Raw genomic sequence first — 26,898 nt, 5'->3', positions numbered from 1 at the left:
CCATGGCCGCCGGCGCGCTGGCCGAGGTGATGGGCGGCACGCCGGAACAAGTGGAAAATGCGGCGGAAATCGGCATGGAACACAATCTGGGACTGACCTGCGACCCGGTGGGCGGCCTGGTGCAAGTGCCGTGCATCGAGCGCAATGCCATGGCCTCGATCAAGGCCATCAACGCCGCGCGCATGGCGCTGCGCGGCGATGGCCAGCATTGCGTGTCGCTGGACCGCGTGATCAAGACCATGCGCGACACCGGCCGCGACATGAGCACCAAGTACAAGGAAACCGCGCGTGGCGGCCTGGCCATCAATGTGATCGAAGTACCCGTCAACGTGGTGGAATGCTGAGTCACCCCCGCCCGTAACAAAACAGGCCGTGGACTACCGTCCACGGCCTGTTTGTATTCGGCTTCCGCCATCGTCCATCACGACCCGGCCAGCACACCATGCCACCACTCAGGCAGACTGCGCCTGCAATTCCGGCGCCAGCTGACTGGTATGCACCCGGTTGCGCCCACCATTCTTGGCCTGATACAGGGCCTGATCCGCGCGCTGACACAGCTGATCGAAGTTCTCCCCGCCCTGCCAGCCGGCCACACCGATGCTGATACTGTAGCGGCACTCGCCAAAACTGCTGACCACCCGATGTTGCTGCGCCCGCAAACGCAGCCGCTCGGCCACCAGCTGCGCCGCGGCGACGCCGGCATCCGGCAGCAAGACCGCAAATTCCTCGCCACCCAGCCGCCCCAGCGCATCGCGGCCACGCAAATGCTCGCCCACCATGTCGGCAAAGGCTCGCAGCACTTCATCACCCGCCGCATGGCCATAGGTATCATTGATGGCCTTGAAGTGGTCCAGATCGATCAGCAACAGTGTCAGCGGCCGACGCGTGGCGGCCGCCTGCAGGATGAACTGCTGGCCGGTGGCAAACAGGTGCTTGCGTGACAAGGCGCCGGTCATGAAGTCGCGGTTGGCGGCTTCTTCCGCTTCGGTCTGCAGGGCCTCGTGCAGCATCAGCACCGCCGCCATGGACAGTGCCGGCATGATGGCGGCACCGATGCACAACAGCAGCACATTCCAGCCGCTGGCCAGCATGATGTTGGTGGGCGCGGGATGCAGCATGCCGAAATACAGGCTGCGTGCGATCTGCGCCACGGCAAACAGGCAGGACAGACCGGTCAGCAGCCGGTAGTGCACGCTGTTGCGGCGGCCGGTGTAATGGCGCAGCATCAGCCAGGCGGTGGCGCTGCAGACCGCCGCGCCATAGGCGGAAATCGCCATCACCCGCAAAGGCAGGCTGTCGACTCCGTAACGCCAGTAGGCCACGGCCAGCACTTGCAGCACCGCACCGCCCAGCAGATATTTCCAGCGGGACGGCTGGCCGAGAAAATGTGCGCAGCCGGCATAATAGCAAGCCGCCGACAGCGCCACGACGCCATTGGCCAGCACAATGGAAATGACATCGGGTATGATGCCGCGCAAACCCAGCAGGGGCAGGTAAACCACCACCGCCACATTGGCCAGCAGCCAGTGGCGCACACCGGGCAGCCCGCTGCTGCGCAGCGAAGCCAGCACCAGGCACAGTGCCAGACTCAGCAATTCGGTGGTGAGGAAGATGGGTGCCAGCACCAATACGGGGTTGATATTCATGATGATGTATGTCGGCTGTGTTGAACCGCCGGGGAAGCCAGGCCCACCTTCCGCCAGAGGAGTCGGGCGAAAACAGCAGGGCGCAATCCAGCTTTATATCAAAAATGACAGCCGCCATCATCATTTAAAACAAATATTCACATTCGGCGCCACTCACGGCACAATCCGCTGACACTCATCAGCAGGCCAGCCCATGCCCAATACCAGCCATACCGCTGCTGCCCGTCTGCGCTGCCAGGGCTGCCGCCACTACTACATCAGCCACGACGCCCGCTTTCCTTATGCCTGTCATGCCTTGCAGATCAAGAGCAAGCGCCAGCCCTGCCAGGATGTGCTGGAAGCCTCGGGCCAGCACTGTCTGTACCGGCAGCAGAAAACCGCCTCTTCCTCTTGAAAGCAGCGGTGGAGGCACCATCTGATGCGGCAGGGTCGGATTTTTCCTTTCCCCTGCCGGGCAAGCGCATTACCATTCAGGACAGGGTTGCCGGCTGTCGCAGCAGCGAGCGGCAGCCCGGAAAACCGGACAAGAATCAGGCACACATCACGGCTAAGAGCGGTTGGCATTCAGGCCTGGCACCACCGCTGTCGCCACTTGCAAGGCCCCTTACCCAGAACAAGCCAGCCATCCAGATAGGGTCTGCCCCACCATGAGTAAACCGGAAGACAAGGCCATGACCACGGCCAGCGTTTCATCCCGCATACGCTACCGCCTGCAACAGGCTGGCGTACGCTTCCACGCCAATGACAATATTGCCGACTTCATTCAGGACGATGAGCTGGACCTGTTGCAACAGGAAGTGGCAGAAAAAATGCAGGGCGTGCTGGAAAGCCTGGTCATCGACACGGTCAACGACCACAACACCCAGGACACGGCCCGCCGCGTGGCGAAGATGTTTGTGCGCGAGGTGTTCCGTGGCCGTTATGTGGCCAGCCCGCCCAATACCGAGTTTCCCAATATCGAACAGCTCAACGAGCTGATGATTGTCGGCCCGATCACGGTACGCAGTGCCTGCTCCCACCATCTATGCCCCATCATGGGCCGGGTCTGGGTCGGGGTGATGCCGAACGAACATTCCAGCCTGATCGGCCTGTCCAAATACGCGCGACTGATCGACTGGATCATGACCCGCCCGCAAATCCAGGAAGAAGCGGTGATGCAGATCGCCGACCTGCTGATGGACAAGCTGCAACCGGACGGGCTGGCCATCGTCATGGAGGCGGATCATTTCTGCATGCACTGGCGCGGGGTGAAGGACAATAATTCGAAAATGACCAATAGCGTGATGCGCGGTTCTTTCCTGCGCGACGCCAATCTGCGCCGGGAATTCCTGTCGCTGATGCACAGAGGAAACTGACCATGCTCGTCCGACTCATTTACGCCAGCCGCAGCTGCAGCCCGATCACCAGCGAACTGGTAAAACAGATCCTGGACGCCGCCCACCAGCACAATCCGCAAAGCGGCATTACCGGCGTGCTGTGCTATGGCGATGATGTGTTCGTGCAGGCGCTGGAAGGCGGCCGTGCCGAAGTGAATGCGCTGTACCAGCATATCTGCCGCGACAGCCGTCATCGCGACGTCACCCTGCTGGCCTACCAGGAAATCGATCAGCGCGAATTCGCCTGCTGGTCAATGGCGCAGGCGCCCATCGACAAGAAAAATGCCGCGCTGTTGCTGCGGCACTCTTCCAGCCCGGTCCTCGACCCCTTCCGTCTGAGCGGCAGCACCACCACCCGCCTGCTCTGCGAACTGGGCAGCTCGGGCGGCCTGCGCTCGCGCGGCTGAGCCCAGCTCAGGCCAGCGGCAGGGTGATGCTGACTTGCAAACCGCCCTGCGGCAGATTGGCCGCCTGTATCCGGCCATGGTGCGCCTCGACAATGCGCTGCGCCATGGCCAGTCCCAGGCCGTAACCGCCAGGCTGGGCATTCTGCTCGCTGCGGAAGAAGGGCTCGAAAATGGTTTTCAGCTCCTGCTCCGGCACCCCCGGTCCGCAATCACTCACGCTAATCGTCACCTCACCGCTGCCACGCACCACGGCCAGTGAAACCGGGCCACCCTTGCGGGTATGGTGAATGGCATTGCGCACCACGTTTTCCAAGGCGCGCGACAGCAGCTCGGGCTGCGCCATCACCTCCGCCCTATCCTCTTGCAGCAACACGATGCGGGTGCCATTGGCCTCCGCCTCGAACTGGGCATCGGTAATCAGCTCCTCCAGCAAGGCATCCACGGGCAGGCATTCGGGCGGGTGCTGTGATGCTTCGGCATCCAGCCGCGCCAACGCCAGGATTTCCCCCACCAGCGCATCCATGCGCCCGGATTCACGCTCGATGCGATCCAGCCATTCCTCCAGCTTTTCCGGTTGCTGCCGCGCCAGATCCACTGCGGCATTCAGCCTGGCCAGTGGTGAGCGCAGCTCGTGCGACACATCGTGAAACAAGCGGCGCTGGCCGGTGATCAACTGCTTGAGGCGCTGTGCCAGGCCATCGAAATCACGCCCGAGATCGGCCAGCTCATCGCGCCGGCTACCCAGATCACTGGCCAGATGCACATCCATCTCTCCCCTGGCCACCGACTGGAAGGCCTCGCTCATCAAGCGGATCGGCTTGGACAGATGACGGGCGAGGATGGCACCGAACAGCAGGCTGGCCAGCAGCGCACCCAGGATGGGCAGCATGGGAAAGGGGCTGGGTTCCCCCGGGCCGTGCTCAGGCCCGCCACCCGGCGGGCCGGGCGGCAACAGCAGCAGGCGGTAATGCGCAGTACCGCCCAGCGTCACTTCGCGCATGGGCCGCGGCCCCAGCCGCTCTGGCACGGGCAGCGCCCGGCCCAGCAGCTCGTGCTGCTGATCGTTCAGCACCAGCAGATGCCGGCGCGCACCGGGGCTCATGTCTTGCAGATGGGCCCGCAAACCGGCCACACCTTCGCGCCGCAGTACCGCCGCCGCCATATCCAGCACCACCGTATCCATAGGATGCTGCTGCTCGACGACTGCCGCACTTTCCATGCGATGCCTGAGCCAGAATACCGTGCCCACCCCGAACACCGTGCTGATCTGCGCCAGCCACAGAATGAGAAACAGCTTCCAGAACAGGCGTCCCATGCTCAGGCCTTGATGAACTGATAACCGCGGCGGACCACGGTCTGGATACAGATGCGGCCGGGAGCCACCCGTGACAGCTTCTGCCGGATACTGCTCATGTGCACATCCACGCTGCGGTCAAAGCGCGCCAGAGGCCGTCCCAATGCCTGCTTGGACAGCACATCCTTGCCCACCGGCTGGCCGGCATGGCGTACCAGCAATTCCAGCAGGCTGTATTCGGTGCTGGTCAATTCCAGCGTTTCCTCGCCCCACTGGGCACGGCGCTCGCCGGGCCACATGGTGAGCGGCCCTTCACGCAACACATCGTTTTCCTGGGCCGGCAGCACCTGGTTGCCGGTACGGCGCAGAATGGCACGGATGCGTGCCAGCAACTCGCGCGGGGTGCAGGGCTTGGGCACATAGTCATCGGCACCCAGCTCCAGGCCCAGCACACGGTCGGTATCATCTCCCCGCGCGGTCAGCATGACCACCGGCAACATGCTGTGCTCGCGCACCCGCCGCAGTACTTCCACCCCACTCAGGCCAGGCATCATCACATCCAGCACCATCAGATCAAACTGGCCGGACAAGGCCTGCACCACGGCGCTGGTGCCATCACTCACTTTCTGGACCAGGCAGGATTCCCGCTCCAGGTAGCTGCCCAGCATGTCGGCCAACTCGATATCATCATCTACCAGCAGTATTCGCATTTTCCATCCTGATTATTCTGTGCAGGCCCCGCTCTCCCGGAGACTGTCGGCAGACATGATCCACATCACGGCCGCCTGCGGGGGAAGTTTTACCGGCTTTTACACTGATTTATCGCGCTTTACCGATTGTTAACCTTACTTAACCGTCCGCTGCCGCATCATGCAAGACAAGCAGCCGCCGCCGGCTTGCCCGGGTCCCTCTCTCACTTCTGGCGGCTGCCCCCCCCCCGATGACCACGGCAATTCTTGCCGGCTGCGTGCCGGCGCCGCACAAATTGGGCAGGAGCAGGCGGCAATTCTGCTGGCTTGCGGCCTGCAGCAGCGGCAAATCTTGCCAGGCCAGACTGCCGACTTGGCCAATGGCAGGCCGAATACTAGCAAAACCGGGCTAAAATCCTGTTTTTGCTCACACTTCTTAACATTTGCTGACAAAGATTTACATCTGGCCGGGCCGCTCCTGGCCCGAAACTTGCAATGACAGGCAGGCGCAATGCCGCGTCCTGATCTCTGGAGGTGGCTTTACTGCACAAGTCACAAGCAAGCACAGGGAGAGCCTTATCATGAGTATTTCGGGCATCAGCAGTACATCGTCGATTTACAGCAGCCAGCTGACTGGCAGCACATCCACCAGCAGCACCTCCAGCACTGGCGAAACCCGTCACCATGGCAAACACCGTGGCGGCAACGACGCCTTCATGCAGAGCGTGGAGCAGGCACTCAGCCAGCTGGGGATTTCCTTGCAGCCGCCATCCGGCAGCAATAGTGCCAGCAGCAGTAATGCGGACAGCACTTCGGGCAACAACTCGCTGGCCAGCCTGCAGGCCCCGCCGCCACCGGATGATGACGGCGACAATGATGGCAGCACCAGCAGCACCGGCAGTGCGCAAAACCCGATGCAGGCCATGCATACCTTCATGCATGATCTGTTCGGCGCGCTGAAATCAGCCAACAGCAGCGCTGACAGCAGCACGGACAGTACGAGCACCAGTGCTTACGGCAATGCCGAGAGCCAACTGCAAAGCCTGATTCAGCAACTGTCCAGCTCCTCCGGCAGCAGCAGCACCAGTTCCAGCTCGAGCGCGCTCAATACACTGCAAAGCGATTTCAACAATCTGGTCAGCAGCGTGCAGCAAGCCAACGGCAGCAGTGACACCAGCTCCAGCAGCTCGGGCAGCAGTTCTGGCAGCAGCAATTCGGCCAATCTGCAATCCTTCCTGAGCGCGCTGCTGCAGAACCTGCAGAACAGCCAGAGCAACAGCTACTCGTCTTCGGTCGGCAATCTGCTCAGCACCCAGGGCTGAGTCCGCTCAGCGCAAGCCCGCCTGCGGCAGGCTTGCGCCCTCTGCAGCCACATATTGCTGCAGCCGCTGCTGCAGGAACTCACGCAGACGCATCAGCAAGGGCGACAGCATCAGCCGGTGCGGACACACCAGATACAAAGGTGCCGGCTCGGCCTGGTAATCGGTCAGCAAGGCTTGCAGCCGGCCGGCGCGCACATCATCCAGCACATCCAGCTGCGACTTGTAGGCAATGCCCTCGCCAGCCACGGCCCAGCGGCGCACGATTTCGCCATCGTCGCTATTGCGCCGCCCGCCCACCGTCACCACCGACCACTCGCCATGCAGGGCAAAACGCCAGCGTTCATGCAGGGTATCCCCCAGCACAAATCGCAGGCACTCATGCGCGGCCAGATCGGCCGGCCGCTGCGGCCAGCCATGCCGCTGCAGATAGGTCGGCGCCGCACACAATAGCCGCCGGTTATCGGCCAGCAACGGCAGGGCGACCAGGCTGGAATCTTCCGGCACGCCATAGCGCAGGGCAACGTCCACCGGCATGCGGTAGAGATCGGCCAGCCGGTCGCTGATGTGCAGTTGCAGACGCACCGCCGGATGCTCGGCCAGGAAATCATCCAGCCATGGCCGCAACAGCTGGCGGCCAATATCCGAAGGCATGGACAGGCTGAGCTGGCCATGCAGGGCCTGCTGTCCCGCTGCCAGCGCCTGCTCACCGGCCTGCAATGCCTCGATGGCGGCCCGGGCATGAGCCAGATAGCGCTCACCATCGGCAGTCAGACGCAGGCTGCGGGTAGAGCGCACCAGCAGCCGGACATGCAGTTCGGCCTCCAGCCGCTTCAGCCCGGCACTGGCCACTGCCGGACTGATGTCTAGCAGGCGAGCCGCAGCGGACAGGCTGCCCAGCTGCGCGGTATGCAGCAATATCTGCAAGTCTTCCAGTCGGACCATCCCCCCCTCCCTGGCAGCAGCCGCCACCGTTAGCGATCATTCATTGGAAATAGCCGGAACAGGTGGCTCCGGCATAGCGGCAGTTTGCGCCATGGCCAGGCCAGGCCAGGCAGTCAGGACGATAGCCGGCCAACACACCCCGATGCTGACAACAACAGCCAGCGCGCCGCAGCTGTATGCTGCCGCAAGCGACTGGCGCATGCCGCACTCAGGGCAGGAATTCCTTCATATTGTATTTGCGTACCAGCCGCTGGTAGTCGCTGCTCTGGCGATACTGCTGCTGCGCCTGCAGATAGCTGGCAATACGCTGGGCCGACATCGCCTTGCGGGAAAAGCCGAGGTAGAAATCACCGATCAGCCAGCGCGGCTGGCGCAAGGCCACCACTTGCGACGCCAGCTCCGGCATGCCGGCTTCCAGCGACTGCAAGGAGGTGCCATACGCCACCGCGATATCGATGCGGCCAGCCAGCAGCTTGGAGAACACTTCTTCCTTGGAACTGGCCGTCATCTCGACCTGCCAGCAGGAATGCATGGCTTTTTGCACCACCTCGCCATAAAAGTAATTGCTGGCGGCCGCCATGCGATAGCCAGCATACGTGCAGGGCTGGCTGCTTTCGGGAAAATGCCGGCGCTGACTGCGCCGCACGAACAGACCGGCATACTGCCTGTGCTGGATGGCCGCCGGCATGAATACGGCATAGGCTTCACGCTCGGGGGTGCGCGCCAGGTAACTGAGCGCATCCACCCGCCCCAGTTGCAGGCTGCGCAGGGCGCGCTGCCAGGGCATGGGCTTGTACACCACATGCCAGCCCAGGCGTGAACTCACCTGGTCGATTTCCTCCAGATGGAAACCACCATGCTCCGCCCCATCTCCCCTGGCGTATTCGAAGGGGTGGTTATCCGACTCCTCCACGGCCACGACAAAGTCCTGGGCGGTGGCAGCGGCCGCCAGCAGCAGACTGGCCAGCCACAATCCCTGCCCTGTCCGCATTGCCCTGCGCAGGCAGGTCAGCATGCCATACCGCTTAGCCGGCCGTGCCGCCAACAGTGAGGCCGCCATCAATGCGCAAGGTGGGTTGACCCACGCCAACAGGCACGCTCTGGCCTTCCTTGCCGCAGACACCCACGCCCTGATCCAGCGCCATGTCGTTACCGATCATGGAAACATGTCCCAGCACATCCGGGCCGTTGCCGATCAGGGTTGCGCCCTTGACCGGGTAGGTCAGCTTGCCATTCTCGATGCGCCAGGCTTCCGAGGCCGAGAACACGAACTTGCCGCTGGTGATGTCCACCTGGCCACCGCCAAAGTTGGCGGCATACAGGCCATCCTTGACCGAGGCGATGATTTCCTGGGGATCGTGCTGACCGCCCAACATATAGGTATTGGTCATGCGCGGCATCGGGATATGTGCATAGGACTCGCGCCGTCCATTCCCGGTAGGCGCCACCTGCATCAGGCGCGCATTCATCGCATCCTGCATATAGCCCTTGAGAATGCCGTCCTCGATCAGCACGGTACGGTTGGTCTGATTACCCTCGTCATCAATGGCCAGCGAACCGCGCCGGCCATCCAGCGTACCGTCATCCACCACCGTCACCCCGGCGGCGGCCACACGCTGGCCCAGTTTGCCGGAGAAGGCCGAGGTGCCCTTGCGGTTGAAATCGCCCTCCAGGCCATGGCCAATGGCCTCATGCAGCAACACGCCAGGCCAGCCGGAGCCCAGCACCACCGTCATCTGGCCGGCCGGTGCCGGGCGTGCTTCCAGGTTGATCAGCGCCTGGTTCACCGCCTGGCGCACATATAGCTCCACCAGTTCATCGTCGAAACGGGTCAGGTCAAAGCGGCCGCCACCGCCGCCGGAACCCTGTTCGCGGCGGCCATTCTGTTCGGCAATCACATGCACCGACAGCCGCACCAGCGGGCGCACATCGGCCGCACGCACGCCATCATGCCGTGCCACATACACCACATCGTATTCGGAAGCGACGCCCGCCATCACCTGGATCACCCGCGGGTCCATGGCGCGCGCCAGTTTCTCCACCTTTTCCAGCAGCGCCACTTTGGCGGCGGCTTCCAGGCTGTAACAGGGGTCGATGGCCGGGTACAGATCACGCGCCCCTTGCGGCGACTGGCGCCCGGCCGAGCCATCGCCACCGGCCGCACCGATGGCCCGTACCGCATCGGCGGCACGGCCAATGGCTTCGGCACCGATATCGTCGGAATAGGCAAAGGCGGTCTTGTCGCCGGAAACGGCACGGACACCCACGCCCTGATCGATGCTGAAGCTGCCGGACTTGACGATGCCCTCCTCCAGGCTCCAGCCCTCACTGCGGGTGTACTGGAAGTAGAGATCGGCGTAGTCGACGGCATGCTGGCGCATGCGCGAGAAGGTGGTTTCGATCACGGACTCATCCACGCCATAAGGCGCAAGCAGGAGTTGATCGGCAATGCGGAATGCGTCTTGCATGGTGGGGTCTTTCTGTCAGAGCACGCGATGCGCCAGGGCCGGCAGGCCACTGCGCACCGCATGCAGCAATGCGGGGTCGATTTCAGCCAGTACCACACCTTCGCCCAGGGCCTGTTGCGCCAGAATGCGCCCCCAGGGGTCGATGATCATGGACTGGCCATGGGTCTTGCGGCCGTTTTCATGGGTGCCGCCCTGGCCGGAGGCAATCACATAACACTGGTTTTCAATGGCGCGGGCGCGCAACAGCACCTCCCAGTGCGCTTCGCCGGTGGTCGCGGTAAATGCCGCCGGCAGAATCATCACATCAAACGGGGCCAGCTGGCGAAACAGCTCGGGAAAGCGCAGATCATAGCAAATGCCGCAGGCCACTTCGGCCAGGCCGATGTCCACCCTGACTGGCGTGCTGCCGGCCTGAATGCTGTCGGATTCGCAATAGCGTTCGCCATTGCCGGTATAGCCGAACAGGTGAATCTTGTCATAACGGGCGGCCTGCTGCCCTGCCGGGTCAAACACCAGCGTGCTGTTGAATACCTTGCCCGGCGCCGGGCAGCGCAGCGGAATGGTGCCGGCAGCCAGCCATACCTTGTTGTCGCGCGCCATGGCGGCCAAGGCAGTTTGCAGCGGCCCGTGGCCGGGCTCTTCACTGATGGCCACCTTGTCGCCATCCTGCCGGCCCATCAGGCAAAAATACTCCGGCAGCACCACAAAAGCGGCTCCCGCCGCCGCAGCCTCGGCCACCAGCCGCGCCGCCGTGGCCAGATTGGCGGCAACATCCGTACCGGAGACCATTTGCACGGCTGCGGCAATAAATTTCTGTTTCATGGCGAGGGTATCCGCTTGTTGTTTTTCAAAGGTTCCGCTGCCAGCTTGTCAATCTTGGGGTTGGCAAAGGAACCGGTAATGGCATAGTCGACCGACAATATCTTGCCGAACGGGTCTTGCAATACTTTCTGCGCGGCCAGCGCAGCCACGCCCACCACCGGGTTGAGCAGTGCGGCGCCGGCGGCCAGCGCCACGCTCTCGGCCAGGTGCGGCTGTACCCGGATGCGCACATCCTGGGTTTCACTGGCCAGATTCACCTGCCCCTTGAGCGCGACATCGGCAGCCGGGCCTTTCATGTGCACATTATCAGAAACAAACACACCCTTGCTCACCGTGGCATTGCCGCTGATGGTATCGAAGGCGAAGCCGTCACTGAACACATCGGTAAAGTCCAGTTTCACCCGGCGGCTGAGCGATTGCAGGCTGAGTACACCAAGCAGGCGTGCCACACCGGGATCGACCTTGGCAAAACGGCCGTTTTTCAGCGCCAGCGTCATGTCGCCGGACAAACGGCTGGCGCTGACATCAAACAAGCCGCCCGGCCAGCTCATATTGCCGGACAGACTGCCCTCACCCTTGCGGAAGGTATCCTGCAGGCCGATGCGCGCCAGCAGCTTGCCGACATCGCTGCTGTCCAGCTGGTAGCGGGCCTGCACCTCCTTGCCGGCGTCACCACGCCGTACGCGGGCACTGCCTTGCAGACTGCCTTCCGCCGCCTGCAGCCGTAGCGGATTGAGCACCCAGTCGCGCCCTTCGCGGCGCGCGCGCAGTTCCAGCTTGCCCACGGTCTTGTTCTGGTAAATGAGGTCGCCAACCCGGATATCCAGCTCCGGCCAGTCGCCCTTGTCCACCATGGTCGTATCCGCCTCGTCCGCAGCGCCTGCGGCCGGCGGCCGCAGAATGGCATAGGCCAGATTGGCACGCAGCAGGCCACTGCCGGCCGGCAGGTAATCAACACTGCCGTTCAACTCGCGCGCCCGCACATCCAGCGACCAGGCATTGCGCAGACGCCGATTGCTTAGACTGGCGCTGACCTGATGCAGGCTGCCGCCCCATCCTTCCACTTGCGGGCTGTCCAGCTCGATCAGCAGCGGCAAATCGATCTGCCTGACCGTCGACACCCCGCCCTGGCTGCCACCTGGGCTGGCAATGGCGGCCACCCAGCGCTGCAGATCGACCTGTGGTGCGGCCAGCCGCAGCGCCAGCCCTTCGTCGGGTTGTTTGCCAATGGGGCGCCCGGCGGCGACCACCCCGCTTTTCAGATTACCGTGGACATCCAGCAACAGGCTGCCGCTGGCGACGCTGCCCGCATCAAAATCCAGCCGGTATGGCTGCTGTGCGGTTTTGCCCGGAGCAAAACGCAAGGACAGCGGCAAGCTGTCCGCCGCGGGCTTGCCAAGCGGGGCCGGCGCCACGATGGCCGTACCGAGCAAGCCGGATTGCACCGTCAGGTTTTCCAGCCCCTTGTGCACGACAAACTGTACGGAAAATGGCGAATGTCCGTTGACATAGGGCGCCAGCAAGGGCAAATAGAGGCCCAGCGCCTGATGGCTGTCGGCGTCGCCGTGAATATCAAAATTCATGCGTCCGGCCGGGGTACTGTTGGCCTTGAGCTGGAACTGGCCGCCCAGCGCGGCAAACTGCACGCCTTTGGATTCCACGCCATACTCGGTGAAGCTCAGCGTGCCATGGGCATTGCTGGCTGGCGGAATCGGCAGGCCCTTGAATGCCAGCTGATTGCCGGCCAACAAGATATCACCATGCACCTTCACCGGCTGCTTGCCGGACAGGGGGATGCCCAGCTGCAGGTCCAGCGCGGCATTGCCGCCGGCCTGAATGCCACCGGTGAAACCATCCAGCCAGCCATCGACCGGACTGCTGGTGGTGAATTTCAGCATGCTGGCCAGCGGGCCTTGTGCCCGCCCCTGCACACTGAGGATGGAGTTGGCCGCTCCCAGGTCATCAATCCCGACCCGCACCCCGCTCAACGGCACCCCCAGCGTGCTGCCACTGCGTGCGCTGATCAGCATCTTCTCATTGTGAAAACCCAGATCAGCCTGGATGTTGTCGATGGTGGGCCAGCCTTTTTCATATAGCAGACGGCCCTGATCCACCTTGGCATCCACGCTGAACTGCCCGCCCTTGCCACCGGCAAAGGGGAAGTTGGCCAGATCACCCTTCAGCACCATGCGTACATTGCTGGCGGTACCACCCAGCAGTGCGGCATTCAGCCAGCGCAAGGTATCCTGCCCCACCGCATGCGGCAGATAAGCCGGCACGCGCACGGCGGCCACCTTGGGCACATCGGCGGTGAAGTCGACCACACCCGGCCCCTTGCCGTCGTGCTGGTAGTGGCCAGCGAAATGACCGCTGAGATCGGCATTGGCAAAGGTCACATCGTGAAACTCGACCTCGGTCTGCGGGCCGTGGTTGCGCCAGTCCACGCGGCCATCCAGCTGGTCGAAATTGAGCAACTGCGGAAATACCGTCGGGTAATTGAGCGCGGCATGCCGGCTGTTGAGCTGCAACTGACCGCCCTGCTCGCCAAAGCTCAGCTCGCCGCTGACACCACTCACCCCGGGCACCGAGGAAAAAGCCTGCCAGGCCAGCTGCTCGAACCGGGTGGCCACCGCATATTGCCGTGGCGACTGCAAGGAACCCTGCCAGCTCAGCGACAGGTTTTTCAGCTGCCCGCTGGGTGCAAAGCGGGAAAACAAGGAATTGCCGTCCCCACCCAAGGCATGGATGAAGGGGGTGAGATGGGCCACATTGACATTATCCAGCGTCAGCTTGCCCTGCCCTTGTTCGCCGGGGGTCCAGTCACCGCGAATGCTGGAGTTGTCGAAAGCCAGTCCGCTGGCACTGGCCAGGGTCAGGTTGGAGGCATTGATGGCATAGCTGCCACGCGCAGAGCGCTCCAGCTGCAATTTGCCACTGATGGCCGGCAGTACCAGGGTGCGCGCATCCTTGGGAGTGTAAGCCGCGTTGTGGATGCTGACATCGGCACTCAGGCTGTTGATGTGGCCATCGGCAAAATCCGCTTCCAGCGTGCCACTGCCTTCACCACTATTGATCAGGCCGATCTTTTCCATATAGCGCGACACCACGCCGGCCTGTGCGCCATTCAGACGGATGCGCATATTGCCGGCCCAGTTGCGCCACTGGCGAAAATCATTGCCGCGCCAGGCCAGTTCCATGTCAAAGCCTTTACCCAGCGTGGCCACCGGCTGGCCGGACAGGCTCAGCCGATGACCGAGCAGGGTCTGGCTCAGCGTCAGCTGCCCCTGCTGCAGATCCAGCCGCGGCAGGCCCAATGCCTGGTCTTCCCAGCTGATGCGTGCCTGGCGGATGTCGATGCGGCTGTGTTTGAGCAACCAGTTGGCCGACGGCTCGCTGCCGGCCGGCTGTGGCTGACTGGCGGGCGCACTCATGTCGAAGCCGTTCAGCAGCACATGACCATCGGCCCGCCGCAGCAGCGCCACACTTGGCCCGTCAATGGTGATGCTGGAAAACAGCGGCTCCCATGACAGCAGCGACCACCACGACGGCACCACCGCCACCCGCTCCAGGGTCAGCGCATCGGCAGTCACCGGATTGGCGATGCGCAAGCCACGCAGCTGCAGCTGCGGTGCCAGCCCCTGCCACTGGCCGGACAGGGAGGCCACCGACACCTGACGGCCGGTCGCCTGCGACAGGCTTTGCTCCAGCTGTGGCCTGAACTGCTCCAGCCGCGGCAAGAACCACCCGTTGAACACGGCAAAGCCGCCACCCACCACCAGCAGCGCCAGCAACAGCAACAAGCCGAGGGCTTGCAGCGATTTGCGCAGCAAACTGATGACGTGGACTCTGGCTAACAGATGCGGGGGCTTTTCCAAATGAGCTAAACCGATACAATGAAGTGTTACAGGACCTAAACGAGCGCCTCGTCATTATGCCAGCAAACCCGGATCATGCCATTGCCCAGAGCCGTGCCTTTTCACTTTATCTGGACCGCCTGCTGAGCGCGCGACCGGAGCAGCAAAGCCTGTTGCACGACAAGCTGGCACAGCCATTTGACCGCACCGAAATGGCCGGCTTTGCCGACTGGGATAGCCTTGACACGCCGGAAGCCATGACGCCGCCACTGCGCAGCCTGCGTCAGGCGGTGATGGCGCGGCTGATCTGCCGTGACTGTAACGGACTGGCCGACCTGGACGAGGTGGTGAGCACCATCAGCCTGCTGGCCGAATTTGCCGTGCAACAAGCGCTGGCCTGCGCCTGCCGCTCGCTGCCGCAATACGGCCAGCCTATCGGCGAAGACAGCGGCGAAGTCCAGCAACTCATCGTCATCGGCATGGGCAAGCTGGGCGGCGGCGAGCTGAATGTCTCCTCCGACATCGACCTGATCTTCATCTACCCCGAAGGCGGCGAAACCAGCGGCCCACGCAAGATCAGCAATCACGAATACTTCAGCCAGGTTGGCAAGCGCATCATCAGCCTGATCAACGACGTGACGCTGGATGGGCAGGTATTCCGTGTCGACATGCGGCTACGCCCCTACGGCGACTCCGGCCCACTGGTGATGAGCTTTGCCGCACTGGAAAACTACCTGCTGACCCAGGGCCGGGAATGGGAGCGCTATGCCTGGATCAAGGCCAAGGCACTCACCGGCGATATCGCCGGGCTGGCCGACATGGTGCGCCCCTTCGTCTATCGCAAATATCTCGACTACAACGCCTATGGCGCCATGCGCGAACTGCATGCACAAATCCGCCGCGAAGTGGCGCGGCGCGACATGGTCGACAATATCAAGCTGGGTCCGGGCGGCATTCGCGAAGTGGAATTCATCGCCCAGGTGTTCCAGCTGATTCGCGGTGGCCGTGACAAAAGCCTGCAACTGCGCGGCACCCGCGCCACCCTGAACCGCCTGGCCGAGCTGCGCCTGCTGGAGCCAGCCGCCGTGCAGGAACTGCAGGAAGCCTATGCCTTCCTGCGCAATCTGGAACACCGCCTGCAATACCTGGACGACCAGCAAACCCAGACCCTGCCCACCAGCGAGGAAAATCAGGGCAAGATCGCCCACAGCATGGGCTTTGCCAGCTGGCAGGATTTCCTCGACGCCCTCAATAGCGAGCGGCGCAAGGTCACCCGCCACTTCGAGCAGGTATTCATCCTGCCAACCGAAACCGCGCCGGACCACCCGCTGTCCTGCCTGTGGCGCGACATCTGCGAACAGGACCCCACCGAACAACTCTCCAGCCTGGGCTTTGATGACGTCAGCAGCGTCACCGGGCAGCTGCGCGCCCTGGCACAAAGCCAGCGTTACCAGCAGATTCCACTGGCCGGCCGCAAGAAATTCGACGCATTGATCCCGCCCTTGATCGAAGTGTCCACCCACTTCCCCAATCCGGCGGCCACCCTGTCGCGCATCATCAGCCTGATGGAAGCCATCAGCCGGCGCGCCTCTTATCTGGCCTTGCTGACCGAATACCCGCAGACCCTGCAACGACTGGCCACCCTGTGCTCGGCCAGCGCCTGGGTGTCCAACTATCTGACCCGCCACCCCATCCTGCTGGATGAACTGCTGGATGCCCGCGTGCTGTACGCCACGCCGGACTGGCCGGCCCTGGCCAGCCAGTTGCAGGAACAAATGCAGCAATGCGAGGGCGATGTGGAGGCCAAGATGGATACCCTGCGCCACTTCCAGCACGCCCAGGCCTTCCGTCTGGTTGCCCAGGACATCGCCGGCATGTGGACGGTGGAAGCGCTGTCCGACCAGCTCTCCCTGCTGGCTGACACCGTGCTGGGCGCCACCCTGCGCCATGCCTGGCTGGACATTCCCAGCCGCCACACCGACACCCCGCGCTTCGCCATCATCGGTTACGGCAAACTGGGCGGCAAAGAACTGGGCTATGCCTCGGACCTGGACATCATCTTCCTGTATGACGACGACCACCCCGACGCCACCGACCTGTACTCGCGCCTGGCCCGCAAGATGTCCACCTGGCTGACCAGCGCCACCAGCGCCGGCATCCTGTACGACATCGACCTGCGCCTGCGTCCCAATGGTGCCAGCGGCCTCCTGGTCAGCTCACTGCAAGCCTTTCGCAGCTACCAGGAAAAACAGGCCTGGGTATGGGAACACCAGGCACTGACCCGCGCCCGCTATGTCGCCGGCGCAGCCGATATCGGCGAAGGATTCGAAGCCATCCGCCACGATGTGCTGACCCAGCAGCGCGATCCCGCCGCCCTGCGCAGCGAAGTGCTGGCCATGCGCCAGCGCATGCTGGAAAGCCATCCGGCACAGGAAAACGACGTCAAGCATGCCCGCGGCGGCATCATCGATGTCGAATTCATCGTGCAATACCTGATTCTGGCGCATGCCAGGCAGCTACCGGCACTCACCCGCAACACCGGCAACATCGCCCTGCTGGCCGTGGCAGCCGAAGCCGGGCTGATCAGTCACGAGCAGGCCGAACAAGGCCGCGCCGCCTACCGCGACTACCGCAAGCTGCAACATGCTGCCCGCCTCAATGAAAACGGCAAGGTGGAAGTCAACGACAAGCTACTTGCCCACTACCAGCAGGCACAGCAACTGTGGCGGCAGGTTTTCGGCGCGGACAGCCTGGGCTGATGCCGTTTTTCGCAGCGGACGGTTCACAAGACGGCGGCGGACGGTATAATCGGCAGGATACAAAACACAATGACGGAGAGCTCCAAGATGTCGATGGCAGATCGTGACGGATTCATCTGGTATGACGGCAAACTGGTTGACTGGCGCGACGCCACCACCCATGTGCTGACCCACACCCTCCACTACGGCATGGGCGTGTTCGAAGGCGTACGTGCCTATGAAACCCCCAAGGGCCCGGCGATTTTCCGTCTGCAGGATCACACCGACCGTCTGTTCCGCTCCGCCAAGATCCTGGGCATGAACCTGCCCTTCAGCAAGGACGACATCAACCAGGCCCACCTGGACGTGGTGAAAGCCAACAAGCTGCAGTCCTGCTATTTCCGCCCCATGGCCTTTTACGGCTCGGGCAAACTGGGCGTGGCGCCGAAAAAGGATGACGTGCAGGTAATCGTGGCAGCCTGGCCGTGGGGTGCCTACCTGGGCGAAGACGGCCTGGAGAAAGGCATCCGCGTCAAGACATCGTCCTTCACCCGCCACCACGTCAACATCACCATGTGCAAGGCCAAGGCCAATGGCAACTACATGAACTCCATCCTCGCCAATAACGAGGCCACGGCAGACGGCTACGACGAAGCCCTGCTGCTGGACGTGGACGGCTTTGTGGCCGAAGGCTCGGGCGAGAACATCTTCATCGTGCGCAAGGGCAAGCTGTACACCCCGGACCTGACCTCGGCACTGGAAGGCATCACCCGCGATACCGTGGTGCAGATTGCGCAGGAACAGGGCCTGGAAATCATCGAAAAACGCATTACCCGTGACGAAGTCTACAGTGCCGACGAAGCCTTCTTCACCGGCACCGCCGCCGAAGTCACCCCGATTCGCGAACTGGACCGCCGCGCCATCGGCGAAGGCACGCGCGGCCCGATCACCGCTGCCATCCAGCAGAAGTACTTCAATATCGTGAAGGGCCTGGATGCCGAACACGAACACTGGCTGACCTACGTCAAGTAAACACACCCCAGCAGCAAGGGCCGGCGCCGCCGGCCCGACAAGGAAAGACAATGGCTGAACTGAAAGAAAACACCCAACGCCTCATCGAAGTCACCGCCAAGGACCTGCCCCTGCACTGTCCGATGCCGGACATGGTGTCCTGGAACTCGCACCCACGCGTTTTCCTGCCGGTACACAAAACCGGCGAAGCACTGTGCCCCTACTGCGGCACCCACTACAAGCTGATTGGCCCGGTCGGACACCACCATTAAGCCACTGCCTGGCAATCGCCAAGTGCAAAGGTGCGGGCTTCCGCACCTTTTTCACTTGATCCCTCACCAAATCAACGCCAGCTTGAAACGGCGGGCCGGACAGGCTGGCGCTGATTTGGAAGCGGAAAACTTCATGAAGAAAAAGATACTGGTCATTGGCCCCTCCTGGGTGGGCGACAGCGTCATGGCCCAGCCGCTGTATCAGCGCCTGCACGAACGCCATCCCGGCCTGGAGCTGCACGTCTTTGCTCCGGCCTGGACCCTGCCCCTGCTGGAACGCATGCCGGAAGTCGCCAAGGCCCACCTCAATCCCTTCGGCCACGGCACCCTGCGCCTGCGCGAACGCTGGCAGACCGCACGCCGCCTGAAGGCCGAAGGTTTCGACCAGGCCATCATCCTGCCCAATTCACTGAAATCCGCCCTGATTCCGCTGTTTGCCGGCATTCCACTGCGAACCGGCTTCATTGGCGAATCGCGTTACTGGATTCTCAACGACAGTCGCGAGCTGGACGAGCAGGAATTGCCGATGATGGTTGAGCGCTTCTGCGCCCTGGCCGAAGACCGCAACAAGCCGCTGCCCCGCCCCATTGCCCACCCGACGCTGGTGACCAATGCGCAAAGCCGGCAACAAACCGCCAGCCGCCTGCAGCTGGACACCAGCCGCCCGGTGATCGCCTTCTGCCCCGGCGCGGAATACGGCCCGGCCAAGCGCTGGCCGGCACGCCATTTTGCCGAACTGGCCAAACGCTTTGCCGCCGCCGGCTTCGCGGTCTGGCTGTTCGGCTCGGGCAAGGATAAGGAAATCAGCGAGCAGATCGCCAGCCAGGCTGCGGGCACAGCCATCAATCTGTGCGGCAAGACCGGACTGGAAGAAGCCATCGACCTGATGGGTCTGGCCCGACTGGCCGTGTGCAACGACTCCGGCCTGATGCACGTTGCCGCCGCGCTGGGCAAGCCGCTGGTTGCGCTGTATGGCTCATCCAGCCCGGACTTCACCCCGCCGCTGTCGGATCAGGCGGCCGTGGTCAGCCTCAACCTGGACTGCAGCCCCTGCTTTGAACGCAACTGCCCTTACCAGCACACCAACTGCCTGGAACAGCTGGAACCAGACCTCGCCTGGCAGGCCGCACTGCGTTTTCTGCCCGAACTGGGCAATCCCCTCATTCAACACACTCGCAGCACATAGGCTGGACCATGAGCGTACAAGACAAAAACAATCAGCCCGAAGAAAACAGCCGCCGCATGGAGCTGGTGCGCGCCGCCGCCAAACTGTTCCGCGACCAGGGCTACGAGCGCACCACGGTGCGTGATCTGGGCAATGCCGTCGGCTTGCAATCCGGCAGCCTGTTCTATCACTTCCGCACCAAGGAAGAAATCCTGGTCGCCGTGATGGCCCTGGGTATCAGCGCCACCACCGAGCAACTGAGCGCAGCGATTGCCCGGGCGCGCAATCCGCGCGACAAGCTGTCGGCGCTGTTTCATGTCCACCTCAGCTCGCTGCTGGGCGACAACCAGGCCGCACTGGAAGTCATGCTGTACGAATGGCGCAGCGTTTCCGCCGCAGCCAAACCGGGCCTGATCGTACTGCGTGACCGCTACGAGGCACTGTGGCAGGAAGTGCTGGACGAAGCCGCCGCCGCCGGACTGGTCAAGCAGGACACCCGCCTGCTACGCCGCACCTTGCTGGGCAGCCTGCACTGGTCGGTGCAATGGTACAAATCCGAAGGCGAACTGAGCGTGGATGAGCTGGCCGAGCGCATGCTGGCCCTGGTTTTGTTGAAGTAAATCCACACCCGTCAGGATTTTCGCTTATTTTTTCAGCAAACCAGGGGCAAAGTGTTCTAAAATCACAGGGTTAGCACCAACACCCCAGGAGTTGCGATCATGGACGGTATCCATCGTTTGCAAAGCAGTAGCGCCAGCACCGCCGCCAGCCTGCTACAACAGGGCCGCAACTCCCGCGCCGTCAGCAACAGTCAGAGCAGCACGGAAACCGCCAGCACGGCGCAGTCCACCCGCACCCAGAGCACCACCGAGCAGCTGCAGGCACAAGCAGCCAGCCAGCCAGCGCCGAGCAGCAGGCCCTCGCAACAAAGCCAGAACCGCCTGCAGGTGGAACAGGAACTGGGCCGGCAACTGGCTGCCAGCCAAAGCGCCAGCAGCAGCAGCACCGCTACGGTGAATGCCAGCCAAGCCAGCAGTGACACTCGCAGCAACGATGACAGCAACAGTACCGCAGCGAATCGCAGCGAGCGCACAGCTGCCGTGTCCAATGGCAGCCCCAGCCGCACGAGCAGACAAGACCGCACGGAAAACGCGGCCAGCACATCGGCCGCCCCTCCAGCAAACCAGACCCAGACCACACTCGAAAATCAGAAGAGCAGCGGCCAGATTGCCGTGGCGCAATACCAGAACAACCAGTCCCTGCTGGAAACATCCACCCAGTCCAGCAGCCGCCGCATCAGCGAAAGCGCCTGAGTCCGGCATCAAAACAAAACAGCAGTGCGGGCCACCCCGCACTGCTGTTTTGTTTTTGTCCCATCGTCATTATCCGGCGTGGGCAGCCGCCAGCGCCTTGGCTTTCAGCTGGGCAGCACGATCGCCCTGCGCGGCAGCACGGGTGTACCAACGCACCGCCTCACGCCAGTCTTCCTGCACCCCCAGCCCATGTTCATACTGGCTGGCCAGCAGATATTGCGCCCCCACATCACCCTGTTTGGCCGCCGCCCGATACCAGCGCGCCGCACTGGCATAATCCTGCGGCGCACCACGGCCCAGGTAATACTGGGTCGCCACACTCACCTGCGCATCACGATGCCCTTGTCTGGCCGCAGCCTCGAACAAGCGCGTCGCCTGCTGCATGTCGCGTGGCAGGCCATCGCCACTCTCATACACCTGTGCCAGTACGAACTGCGCTGATGACAAGCGCGCAGCCGCCGCCTGCTGCAGCCACTTCAGGGCCTGCACCCGATCACGCGGCACACCCTCGCCCCGCCAATACAGCATGGCCAGATCATATTGCGCCACGCGGTCGCCACGCTCGGCACCTGCCTTGAACATGAGAAACGCTTGCGCATAATCGCCAGCCTGATAACTCGCCCAGCCCGGCAGTGATGGCTTTTCCGCAGCGGCGGCCGACAAGGCCATGCCAAGCAGAAGCAGCCAGACAACTCCGTTTTTGCGATGCATGTGGCACCTCCTGCTGATTGGTCGGGCCGACTGGGCATTTCTTACAAACGTAAAAAAAGCGGCTTGCGCCGCTGTTGACTGCTGCCGACTCAAGCCCTGACGTCGACGCTTTGTCCCAGATGTGCCGGATTGGAGGCAGCCTGGTTGATCTGGTTGCCGGCATCACTGGCACCTTGCACCAGTGACAGTACCGACTGACCTTCGGCCTGCAGCGACTTTTTCAGGGCGAACACCTGAGTGGCCGATGAAACATTCTGTCCGCTTACTTGACTTATTCCGTCCATGCCCTCACCTCCCACATCAACAAATGCTTACCTGATCAGTTTAGACGGCCCACGCCATTCTGTCATGGCAAAGCTGCTAAAATGACAACCCAACGACCTAAAACAGGAATACCACGATGAGCGACACCCGTCACAGCCCCCTCCTGATCCTTGGTTCCGGCCCCGCCGGCTATACCGCAGCCGTATATGCCGCCCGTGCCAATCTGAAACCGGTGCTGATCACCGGCCTTGCTCAAGGCGGTCAGCTGATGACCACCACCGAAGTGGACAACTGGCCTGCCGATGCCAGCGGCGTGATGGGTCCTGAACTGATGCAGCGCTTCCAGCAGCATGCCGAGCGTTTCGGTACGGAAATGATCTTCGATCACATCCACACCACCCATCTGCATGAAAAGCCGATCCGTCTGGTAGGTGATGCCGGCGAATACACTTGCGATGCGCTCATCATCGCCACCGGTGCCTCTGCCAAATACCTGGGCCTGCCTTCCGAAGAAGCTTTTGCCGGCAAGGGTGTATCGGCCTGCGCCACCTGCGATGGTTTCTTCTACCGCAACCAGGACGTGGCCGTGGTCGGTGGCGGCAACACCGCCGTGGAAGAAGCACTGTATCTGGCCAATATCGCCAAACATGTCACCCTGATCCACCGTCGCGACAGCTTCCGCGCCGAAAAGATCATGATCGACAAGCTGATGTCGCGCGTGGCCGAAGGCAAGATCACCCTCAAGCTGAACGCCAGCCTGGATGAAGTGCTGGGCGACGATAGCGGCGTGACCGGTGCCCGCCTGAAGTTTACCGACGGCAGCGTGGAAGAGATCAAGCTGATGGGTGTGTTCATTGCCATCGGCCACCAGCCCAACACCGACATCTTCAAGGGCCAGCTGGAAATGGATGCCACCGGCTACCTGATCACCCGTGGCGGCCGCGAAGGCAATGCCACCCTGACCAGCGTGGAAGGCGTCTTTGCCGCTGGCGATGTGCAGGATCACATCTACCGCCAGGCAGTGACCAGCGCCGCCTCGGGCTGCCAGGCCGCCCTGGATGCCGAGCGCTATCTGGACAGCCTGAAGTAATATCTTGAAGGCCTTCAAGGACACATTGAAGGAAATCCGCCGGCAGACGCGTCAACGCGACACGTCTGCCGCGCCCGCATCCCCGCCTGCAGCACCACCCGAACCCGACTTCAAGCAGCTGTTCAGCGATGTCATTCCACTGAAAAGCCCGCCCCGTCACATTCACCAGCCCAAGAAGCCCAGCCCGCACCCCAGGCAGCGGCATGCCCAGCATGGACTTTCCAGCCAGACGGAAATGGAAGTACTGCGCCACATGGTTGGCCTGTTCGAGCCAGCCGAGCAGCTGGGGCAGTTCTGCCGCAGTGGCCTGCCCAACCAGACATTGAAACGTCTGCGCAATGGCCACTGGCCGGTTGCCTGCCAGCTGGATCTGCATGGCATGGACCGCTACCAGGCACAGGACGCCCTGGCGCTGTTCTTGCACCGCGCCCGCCGTCGCGGCCCCTGCCTGCGCATCATCCACGGCAAGGGTTTCGGCTCCAATGGCCAGCCGGTATTGAAAAAGCTGGTGCGCGCCTGGCTCAGTCACCATCCGGAGGTACTGGCGTTTTGTCAGGCCAGCGAGGAAATGGGAGGCGACGGTGCACTGCTGGTATTGGTCCGCCGTGGTCCGCACGAGGCATACGACTCAGAATCCGGATGACAATAGTAAGAAATTTCCGCTAAGCTCAAAGCGAGGCGGTTGCATTCCCATCAACCACCACCTTCAGGAGTCTTGCATGTCAGGTACCGCCTGCCCCGACTTCAGCCTGCCCGGCACCGCCGGCACCACGTTTACCCTGTCTGCCGCCCCCAAGCCACTGGTGATTTACTTCTACCCCAAGGACAACACCCCCGGCTGCACCAATGAAACCATGGATTTTCGTGAGCTGCACAGCCAGTTTGCCGCTGCTGGCGCCACTATTGTCGGCATCTCGCGCGACAGCATCAAATCGCATGAAAACTTCAAAACCAAGCTGGAACTGCCGTTTGAATTGCTGTCCGACAGCGAGGAAACGGTTTGCAGCCTGTTCGATGTCATCAAAATGAAAAACATGTACGGCAAACAGGTAAGGGGAATCGAGCGCAGCACTTTCGTGATCGATGCCGCCGGCATGATTGTTCGTGAATGGCGCAAGGTCAAAGTACCCGGCCACGCCGCTGAAGTTCTTGCCTTTGTAAACACTCTCTAAACGCAGTGCCCCGGTCTGCCGACCGGGCCCTGCATCGCCAAGGGGTCCATCATGGTAAGCCGTAAGAAAAGCAAAACCGCCAAGCTGTTCGTTCTGGACACCAATGTATTGCTGCACGACCCTACCAGCTTGTACCGCTTTGAAGAGCACGATGTTTTCATTCCCATCATCACCCTGGAAGAACTGGACGCCCACAAGAGCGGCATGTCGGAAGTGGCGCGCAATGCCCGCCAGACCAGCCGCTTTCTCGACGATATCGTCAGCGGCTGCGAAACCAAGATCGAAGCCGGCATCACCCTGAAAAATGCCAGCCGCGAAGCGGCCACCGGCAAGCTCATCCTGCAGACCCAGGCCATTCACAGCGTGCTGCCGGCCTCGCTGCCGGTGGGCAAGGCCGACAACCAGATCCTTGGCATCGTGATGGCGCTGAAGGAGCTGCACCCGGAGCGCTCGGTCATCCTGGTGTCCAAGGACATCAATATGCGCATCAAGGCCCGCGCACTGGGGCTGGATGCCGAAGACTACTTCAACGACAAGGTGCTGCAGGACTCCGACCTGCTGTACACCGGCACCCGCGAAGTCGACCAGACTTTCTGGGAGCGCAATGGCAAGGACATGAAGTCCTGGCAGGAACAGGGCCGCAGCTATTACCAGCTCAAAGGCCCGGATGTGCCCAATCTGCACATCAACCAGATGCTGTGGCAGGACGGCCCGCAGCCACTGCAAGCGCGTGTCAGCAAGGTAGAAGGCAAAGTCGCCGTGCTGCAGACGCTGAAAGACTACAGCCACCACAAGAACAATGTCTGGGGCATTACCGCGCGCAACCGCGAACAGAATTTCGCCCTGAATCTGCTGATGGACCCGGAAGTGGACTTCATCACCCTGCTCGGTCAGGCCGGCACCGGCAAGACCCTGCTCACCCTGGCGGCCGGGCTGGCGATGACGCTGGAGCAGAAGCTGTATTCGGAAATCATCATGACCCGGGTGACCGTGCCGGTAGGCGAAGACATCGGCTTCCTGCCGGGGACGGAAGAGGAAAAGATGGCCCCGTGGATGGGCGCGCTGGAAGACAACCTGGACGTGCTCAACAAGAGCGATGACGATGGCGGCGACTGGGGCCGTGCCGCCACCCGTGATCTGGTGCGCTCGCGCATCAAGGTCAAGTCACTCAACTTCATGCGCGGCCGCACCTTCCTCAACAAATACCTGATCATCGACGAGGCGCAGAACCTGACGCCCAAGCAGATGAAGACACTGATCACTCGTGCAGGTCCGGGAACCAAGGTAGTCTGTCTGGGCAATATTTCACAAATCGACACCCCCTACCTGACAGAGGGCAGTTCCGGTCTGACCTATGTGGTCGACCGCTTCAAGGGCTGGGAACATTCCGGCCATATCACCCTGCAACGCGGGGAACGTTCACGTCTGGCAGACCATGCTGGTGAGGTACTTTGACTAAATGCATCCACGCCTCGAATTGATCCATGAGGCAGCTCAAGGGACGGAGCGCGATGCTCCGCCCCTTTTGTTTGTCCACGGCGCGTTTTGCGCCGCCTGGTGCTGGCAGCGCACTTTCCTGCCCTGGTTTGCCCGGCAGGGTTTCGACTGCTGGGCCATCAGCCTGGAAGGCCATGGCGACAGCGATGGCCACCAATACCTGTCTGCCATCAGCATCGATGACTACGTGCGCAACCTGAGTGCGGCAGTCAAGCGCATCAAACGCACGCCCATCATGATCGGCCACTCCATGGGGGGCTTCGTGCTGCAGCAATACCTCACCAGCCACACCCTGCCGGCGGCCGCCTTTCTGGCCTCGGTTCCGCCCACGGGGCTGGCATCGTCCAGCCTGCGCCTGCTGACCCAGGCGCCGGGGCTGCTGCTCAACCTGAACCTGTACCAGCAAGGCAGCTACAACCCGGTGGAGAGCGAGCTGCGCGACCTGCTGCTGTCGCACGATGCACCGGCGGCCACCACGGCCTTGCTGACGCAGTGCTGCCAGCAGGAAAGCCAGCGTGCAGTCATGGACATGACACTGGTCAATCCGCTGGCCATCCGCCCCATCCAGCCGCTGCCGGCACTGGTGCTGGGGGCGGCGGAAGACATGCTGATCTCGCCGGAAGATGTGGTGGCCACTGCCGAGCGGCTGGATGTGAACGCCGAAATCCTGCCGCACATGGGGCATATGATGATGCTGGACACCCGCTGGGAGCGTACCGCCGAACGGCTGCTGCAATGGCTGGACACGCTGCATCAGCCGGTGGCGGCAGAACGCAGCTGCCATGTGCCGGCCTGAGCGCCGTCTGCATGAAAAAAGCCGCGAGACCCCTCGCGGCTTTTTTTCT

26 protein-coding genes are annotated in these 26,898 nt (G+C 62.4%); 16 read left to right on the top strand and 10 right to left on the bottom strand.

The window, feature by feature from the left end:
* On the top strand, nucleotides 1-344 hold a 344-nt coding region (locus JHD64_RS09070; protein ID WP_199053030.1), incomplete at its 5' end, for an L-serine ammonia-lyase, iron-sulfur-dependent, subunit alpha.
* Between the two features lie 108 nt (nucleotides 345-452).
* On the opposite strand, the gene JHD64_RS09065 is transcribed toward JHD64_RS09070, so the two are convergent.
* Complete coding sequence (locus tag JHD64_RS09065; RefSeq protein ID WP_199053029.1) at nucleotides 453-1,646, bottom strand: GGDEF domain-containing protein; 1,194 nt, start codon at nucleotides 1,644-1,646, stop codon at nucleotides 453-455.
* A gap of 193 nt (nucleotides 1,647-1,839) precedes the next feature.
* Between JHD64_RS09065 and JHD64_RS09060 the strand changes: the two genes are divergently transcribed.
* From JHD64_RS09060 to JHD64_RS09050, 3 genes are all read left to right on the top strand, one after another.
* Nucleotides 1,840-2,040, top strand: a complete 201-nt coding sequence (locus JHD64_RS09060) for a hypothetical protein (protein WP_059287414.1) — start codon at nucleotides 1,840-1,842, stop codon at nucleotides 2,038-2,040.
* Nucleotides 2,041-2,293: 253 nt separating this feature from the next.
* Nucleotides 2,294-3,001 (top strand): GTP cyclohydrolase I, encoded by a 708-nt coding sequence (gene folE / locus JHD64_RS09055; protein ID WP_110313298.1) that lies wholly within the window; start codon nucleotides 2,294-2,296, stop codon nucleotides 2,999-3,001.
* A 2-nt stretch (nucleotides 3,002-3,003) separates the two neighbouring features.
* The gene (locus tag JHD64_RS09050) at nucleotides 3,004-3,429 is read left to right on the top strand and encodes a BLUF domain-containing protein (RefSeq protein WP_059286168.1); all 426 of its coding nucleotides are present in this window, start codon (nucleotides 3,004-3,006) and stop codon (nucleotides 3,427-3,429) included.
* A gap of 7 nt (nucleotides 3,430-3,436) precedes the next feature.
* Here JHD64_RS09050 and JHD64_RS09045 read toward each other — a convergent pair whose 3' ends face one another.
* Nucleotides 3,437-4,744, bottom strand: a complete 1,308-nt coding sequence (locus JHD64_RS09045; protein WP_199053028.1) for an ATP-binding protein — start codon at nucleotides 4,742-4,744, stop codon at nucleotides 3,437-3,439.
* 2 nt (nucleotides 4,745-4,746) lie between these two features.
* A complete protein-coding gene (locus tag JHD64_RS09040; RefSeq protein WP_059286023.1) occupies nucleotides 4,747-5,433 on the bottom strand; it encodes a response regulator transcription factor in 687 nt (228 codons plus the stop codon).
* Between the two features lie 560 nt (nucleotides 5,434-5,993).
* On the opposite strand from JHD64_RS09040, the gene JHD64_RS09035 reads away from it, so the two are divergent.
* Nucleotides 5,994-6,734, top strand: coding sequence for a hypothetical protein (locus JHD64_RS09035; protein ID WP_199053027.1), 741 nt, complete (start codon nucleotides 5,994-5,996; stop codon nucleotides 6,732-6,734).
* 6 nt (nucleotides 6,735-6,740) lie between these two features.
* Here the strand turns inward: JHD64_RS09035 and JHD64_RS09030 are convergent, their stop codons facing one another.
* The 5 genes from JHD64_RS09030 to JHD64_RS09010 form a co-directional block, all read right to left on the bottom strand.
* Nucleotides 6,741-7,676 carry a LysR family transcriptional regulator gene (locus tag JHD64_RS09030; protein ID WP_199053026.1) on the bottom strand — a complete coding sequence of 312 codons (936 nt, stop codon included), beginning with the start codon at nucleotides 7,674-7,676 and terminating at the stop codon, nucleotides 6,741-6,743.
* Nucleotides 7,677-7,884: 208 nt separating this feature from the next.
* Nucleotides 7,885-8,649 (bottom strand): ABC transporter substrate-binding protein, encoded by a 765-nt coding sequence (locus JHD64_RS09025; protein WP_199053025.1) that lies wholly within the window; start codon nucleotides 8,647-8,649, stop codon nucleotides 7,885-7,887.
* A gap of 52 nt (nucleotides 8,650-8,701) precedes the next feature.
* Complete coding sequence (gene tldD, locus JHD64_RS09020; RefSeq protein WP_059286027.1) at nucleotides 8,702-10,144, bottom strand: metalloprotease TldD; 1,443 nt, start codon at nucleotides 10,142-10,144, stop codon at nucleotides 8,702-8,704.
* Nucleotides 10,145-10,159: 15 nt separating this feature from the next.
* The gene (locus JHD64_RS09015) at nucleotides 10,160-10,966 is read right to left on the bottom strand and encodes a carbon-nitrogen hydrolase family protein (RefSeq protein ID WP_199053024.1); all 807 of its coding nucleotides are present in this window, start codon (nucleotides 10,964-10,966) and stop codon (nucleotides 10,160-10,162) included.
* Nucleotides 10,963-14,796, bottom strand: coding sequence for a YhdP family protein (locus JHD64_RS09010; RefSeq protein ID WP_199053023.1), 3,834 nt, complete (start codon nucleotides 14,794-14,796; stop codon nucleotides 10,963-10,965). Before JHD64_RS09010 ends, JHD64_RS09015 begins: the two co-directional genes overlap by 4 nt.
* Nucleotides 14,797-14,864: 68 nt before the next feature.
* Here JHD64_RS09010 and glnE point away from each other — a divergent pair, with 68 nt between their 5' ends.
* The 6 genes from glnE to JHD64_RS08980 all read left to right on the top strand — a co-directional run bounded on the left by glnE (nucleotide 14,865) and on the right by JHD64_RS08980 (nucleotide 21,319).
* Nucleotides 14,865-17,579, top strand: coding sequence for a bifunctional [glutamate--ammonia ligase]-adenylyl-L-tyrosine phosphorylase/[glutamate--ammonia-ligase] adenylyltransferase (gene glnE / locus JHD64_RS09005; protein WP_370540945.1), 2,715 nt, complete (start codon nucleotides 14,865-14,867; stop codon nucleotides 17,577-17,579).
* Between the two features lie 87 nt (nucleotides 17,580-17,666).
* Nucleotides 17,667-18,590, top strand: a complete 924-nt coding sequence (locus JHD64_RS09000; protein WP_199053033.1) for a branched-chain amino acid transaminase — start codon at nucleotides 17,667-17,669, stop codon at nucleotides 18,588-18,590.
* A 50-nt stretch (nucleotides 18,591-18,640) separates the two neighbouring features.
* Nucleotides 18,641-18,841: a zinc-finger domain-containing protein gene (locus JHD64_RS08995; RefSeq protein ID WP_059286029.1), complete on the top strand. Its 201-nt coding sequence runs from the start codon at nucleotides 18,641-18,643 to the stop codon at nucleotides 18,839-18,841.
* Nucleotides 18,842-18,974: 133 nt separating this feature from the next.
* On the top strand, nucleotides 18,975-20,027 hold the full coding sequence (waaF, locus tag JHD64_RS08990) for a lipopolysaccharide heptosyltransferase II (protein ID WP_199053021.1): 1,053 nt from the start codon (nucleotides 18,975-18,977) through the stop codon (nucleotides 20,025-20,027).
* Nucleotides 20,028-20,035: 8 nt separating this feature from the next.
* The gene (locus tag JHD64_RS08985) at nucleotides 20,036-20,626 is read left to right on the top strand and encodes a TetR/AcrR family transcriptional regulator (protein ID WP_059286030.1); all 591 of its coding nucleotides are present in this window, start codon (nucleotides 20,036-20,038) and stop codon (nucleotides 20,624-20,626) included.
* Between the two features lie 99 nt (nucleotides 20,627-20,725).
* A complete protein-coding gene (locus JHD64_RS08980) occupies nucleotides 20,726-21,319 on the top strand; it encodes a hypothetical protein (protein ID WP_199053020.1) in 594 nt (197 codons plus the stop codon).
* A 69-nt stretch (nucleotides 21,320-21,388) separates the two neighbouring features.
* Here the strand turns inward: JHD64_RS08980 and JHD64_RS08975 are convergent, their stop codons facing one another.
* Both JHD64_RS08975 and JHD64_RS08970 read right to left on the bottom strand, forming a co-directional pair.
* On the bottom strand, nucleotides 21,389-22,030 hold the full coding sequence (locus JHD64_RS08975; RefSeq protein ID WP_199053019.1) for a tetratricopeptide repeat protein: 642 nt from the start codon (nucleotides 22,028-22,030) through the stop codon (nucleotides 21,389-21,391).
* Nucleotides 22,031-22,119: 89 nt separating this feature from the next.
* Nucleotides 22,120-22,314 (bottom strand): hypothetical protein, encoded by a 195-nt coding sequence (locus JHD64_RS08970; protein ID WP_146215954.1) that lies wholly within the window; start codon nucleotides 22,312-22,314, stop codon nucleotides 22,120-22,122.
* Between the two features lie 116 nt (nucleotides 22,315-22,430).
* On the opposite strand from JHD64_RS08970, the gene trxB reads away from it, so the two are divergent.
* The 5 genes from trxB (at nucleotide 22,431) to JHD64_RS08945 (ending at nucleotide 26,849) form a co-directional block, all read left to right on the top strand.
* Nucleotides 22,431-23,384: a thioredoxin-disulfide reductase gene (trxB, locus tag JHD64_RS08965; RefSeq protein ID WP_059286033.1), complete on the top strand. Its 954-nt coding sequence runs from the start codon at nucleotides 22,431-22,433 to the stop codon at nucleotides 23,382-23,384.
* 4 nt (nucleotides 23,385-23,388) lie between these two features.
* Nucleotides 23,389-24,027, top strand: coding sequence for a Smr/MutS family protein (locus JHD64_RS08960; RefSeq protein WP_059286034.1), 639 nt, complete (start codon nucleotides 23,389-23,391; stop codon nucleotides 24,025-24,027).
* Between the two features lie 76 nt (nucleotides 24,028-24,103).
* Nucleotides 24,104-24,556: a peroxiredoxin gene (locus JHD64_RS08955; RefSeq protein WP_059286035.1), complete on the top strand. Its 453-nt coding sequence runs from the start codon at nucleotides 24,104-24,106 to the stop codon at nucleotides 24,554-24,556.
* 51 nt (nucleotides 24,557-24,607) lie between these two features.
* A complete protein-coding gene (locus JHD64_RS08950) occupies nucleotides 24,608-26,011 on the top strand; it encodes a PhoH family protein (protein ID WP_059286036.1) in 1,404 nt (467 codons plus the stop codon).
* A 4-nt stretch (nucleotides 26,012-26,015) separates the two neighbouring features.
* Nucleotides 26,016-26,849: an alpha/beta hydrolase gene (locus JHD64_RS08945; protein WP_199053018.1), complete on the top strand. Its 834-nt coding sequence runs from the start codon at nucleotides 26,016-26,018 to the stop codon at nucleotides 26,847-26,849.
* The last annotated feature ends 49 nt before the right edge of the window (nucleotides 26,850-26,898 follow it).

Source organism: Aquitalea sp. ASV15 (genome assembly GCF_016429115.1).
GTDB lineage: Bacteria > Pseudomonadota > Gammaproteobacteria > Burkholderiales > Chromobacteriaceae > Aquitalea > Aquitalea magnusonii.
Note: the sequence above shows the minus strand (reverse complement) of the source record. Positions and strands in the feature narration are given on the sequence as shown.

Excerpts from the sequence above, each read along its gene's own strand:
- JHD64_RS09065 (WP_199053029.1), bottom strand. The coding sequence starts at position 1,646 with ATGAATATCAACCCCGTATTGGTGCTGGCACCCATCTTCCTCACCACC.
- JHD64_RS09060 (WP_059287414.1), top strand. The coding sequence starts at position 1,840 with ATGCCCAATACCAGCCATACCGCTGCTGCCCGTCTGCGCTGCCAGGGC.
- folE (WP_110313298.1), top strand. The coding sequence starts at position 2,294 with ATGAGTAAACCGGAAGACAAGGCCATGACCACGGCCAGCGTTTCATCC.
- JHD64_RS09050 (WP_059286168.1), top strand. The coding sequence starts at position 3,004 with ATGCTCGTCCGACTCATTTACGCCAGCCGCAGCTGCAGCCCGATCACC.
- JHD64_RS09045 (WP_199053028.1), bottom strand. The coding sequence starts at position 4,744 with ATGGGACGCCTGTTCTGGAAGCTGTTTCTCATTCTGTGGCTGGCGCAG.
- JHD64_RS09040 (WP_059286023.1), bottom strand. The coding sequence starts at position 5,433 with ATGCGAATACTGCTGGTAGATGATGATATCGAGTTGGCCGACATGCTG.
- JHD64_RS09035 (WP_199053027.1), top strand. The coding sequence starts at position 5,994 with ATGAGTATTTCGGGCATCAGCAGTACATCGTCGATTTACAGCAGCCAG.
- JHD64_RS09030 (WP_199053026.1), bottom strand. The coding sequence starts at position 7,676 with ATGGTCCGACTGGAAGACTTGCAGATATTGCTGCATACCGCGCAGCTG.
- tldD (WP_059286027.1), bottom strand. The coding sequence starts at position 10,144 with ATGCAAGACGCATTCCGCATTGCCGATCAACTCCTGCTTGCGCCTTAT.
- JHD64_RS09015 (WP_199053024.1), bottom strand. The coding sequence starts at position 10,966 with ATGAAACAGAAATTTATTGCCGCAGCCGTGCAAATGGTCTCCGGTACG.
- JHD64_RS09000 (WP_199053033.1), top strand. The coding sequence starts at position 17,667 with ATGTCGATGGCAGATCGTGACGGATTCATCTGGTATGACGGCAAACTG.
- JHD64_RS08995 (WP_059286029.1), top strand. The coding sequence starts at position 18,641 with ATGGCTGAACTGAAAGAAAACACCCAACGCCTCATCGAAGTCACCGCC.
- waaF (WP_199053021.1), top strand. The coding sequence starts at position 18,975 with ATGAAGAAAAAGATACTGGTCATTGGCCCCTCCTGGGTGGGCGACAGC.
- JHD64_RS08985 (WP_059286030.1), top strand. The coding sequence starts at position 20,036 with ATGAGCGTACAAGACAAAAACAATCAGCCCGAAGAAAACAGCCGCCGC.
- JHD64_RS08980 (WP_199053020.1), top strand. The coding sequence starts at position 20,726 with ATGGACGGTATCCATCGTTTGCAAAGCAGTAGCGCCAGCACCGCCGCC.
- JHD64_RS08975 (WP_199053019.1), bottom strand. The coding sequence starts at position 22,030 with ATGCATCGCAAAAACGGAGTTGTCTGGCTGCTTCTGCTTGGCATGGCC.
- JHD64_RS08970 (WP_146215954.1), bottom strand. The coding sequence starts at position 22,314 with ATGGACGGAATAAGTCAAGTAAGCGGACAGAATGTTTCATCGGCCACT.
- trxB (WP_059286033.1), top strand. The coding sequence starts at position 22,431 with ATGAGCGACACCCGTCACAGCCCCCTCCTGATCCTTGGTTCCGGCCCC.
- JHD64_RS08955 (WP_059286035.1), top strand. The coding sequence starts at position 24,104 with ATGTCAGGTACCGCCTGCCCCGACTTCAGCCTGCCCGGCACCGCCGGC.
- JHD64_RS08950 (WP_059286036.1), top strand. The coding sequence starts at position 24,608 with ATGGTAAGCCGTAAGAAAAGCAAAACCGCCAAGCTGTTCGTTCTGGAC.
- JHD64_RS08945 (WP_199053018.1), top strand. The coding sequence starts at position 26,016 with ATGCATCCACGCCTCGAATTGATCCATGAGGCAGCTCAAGGGACGGAG.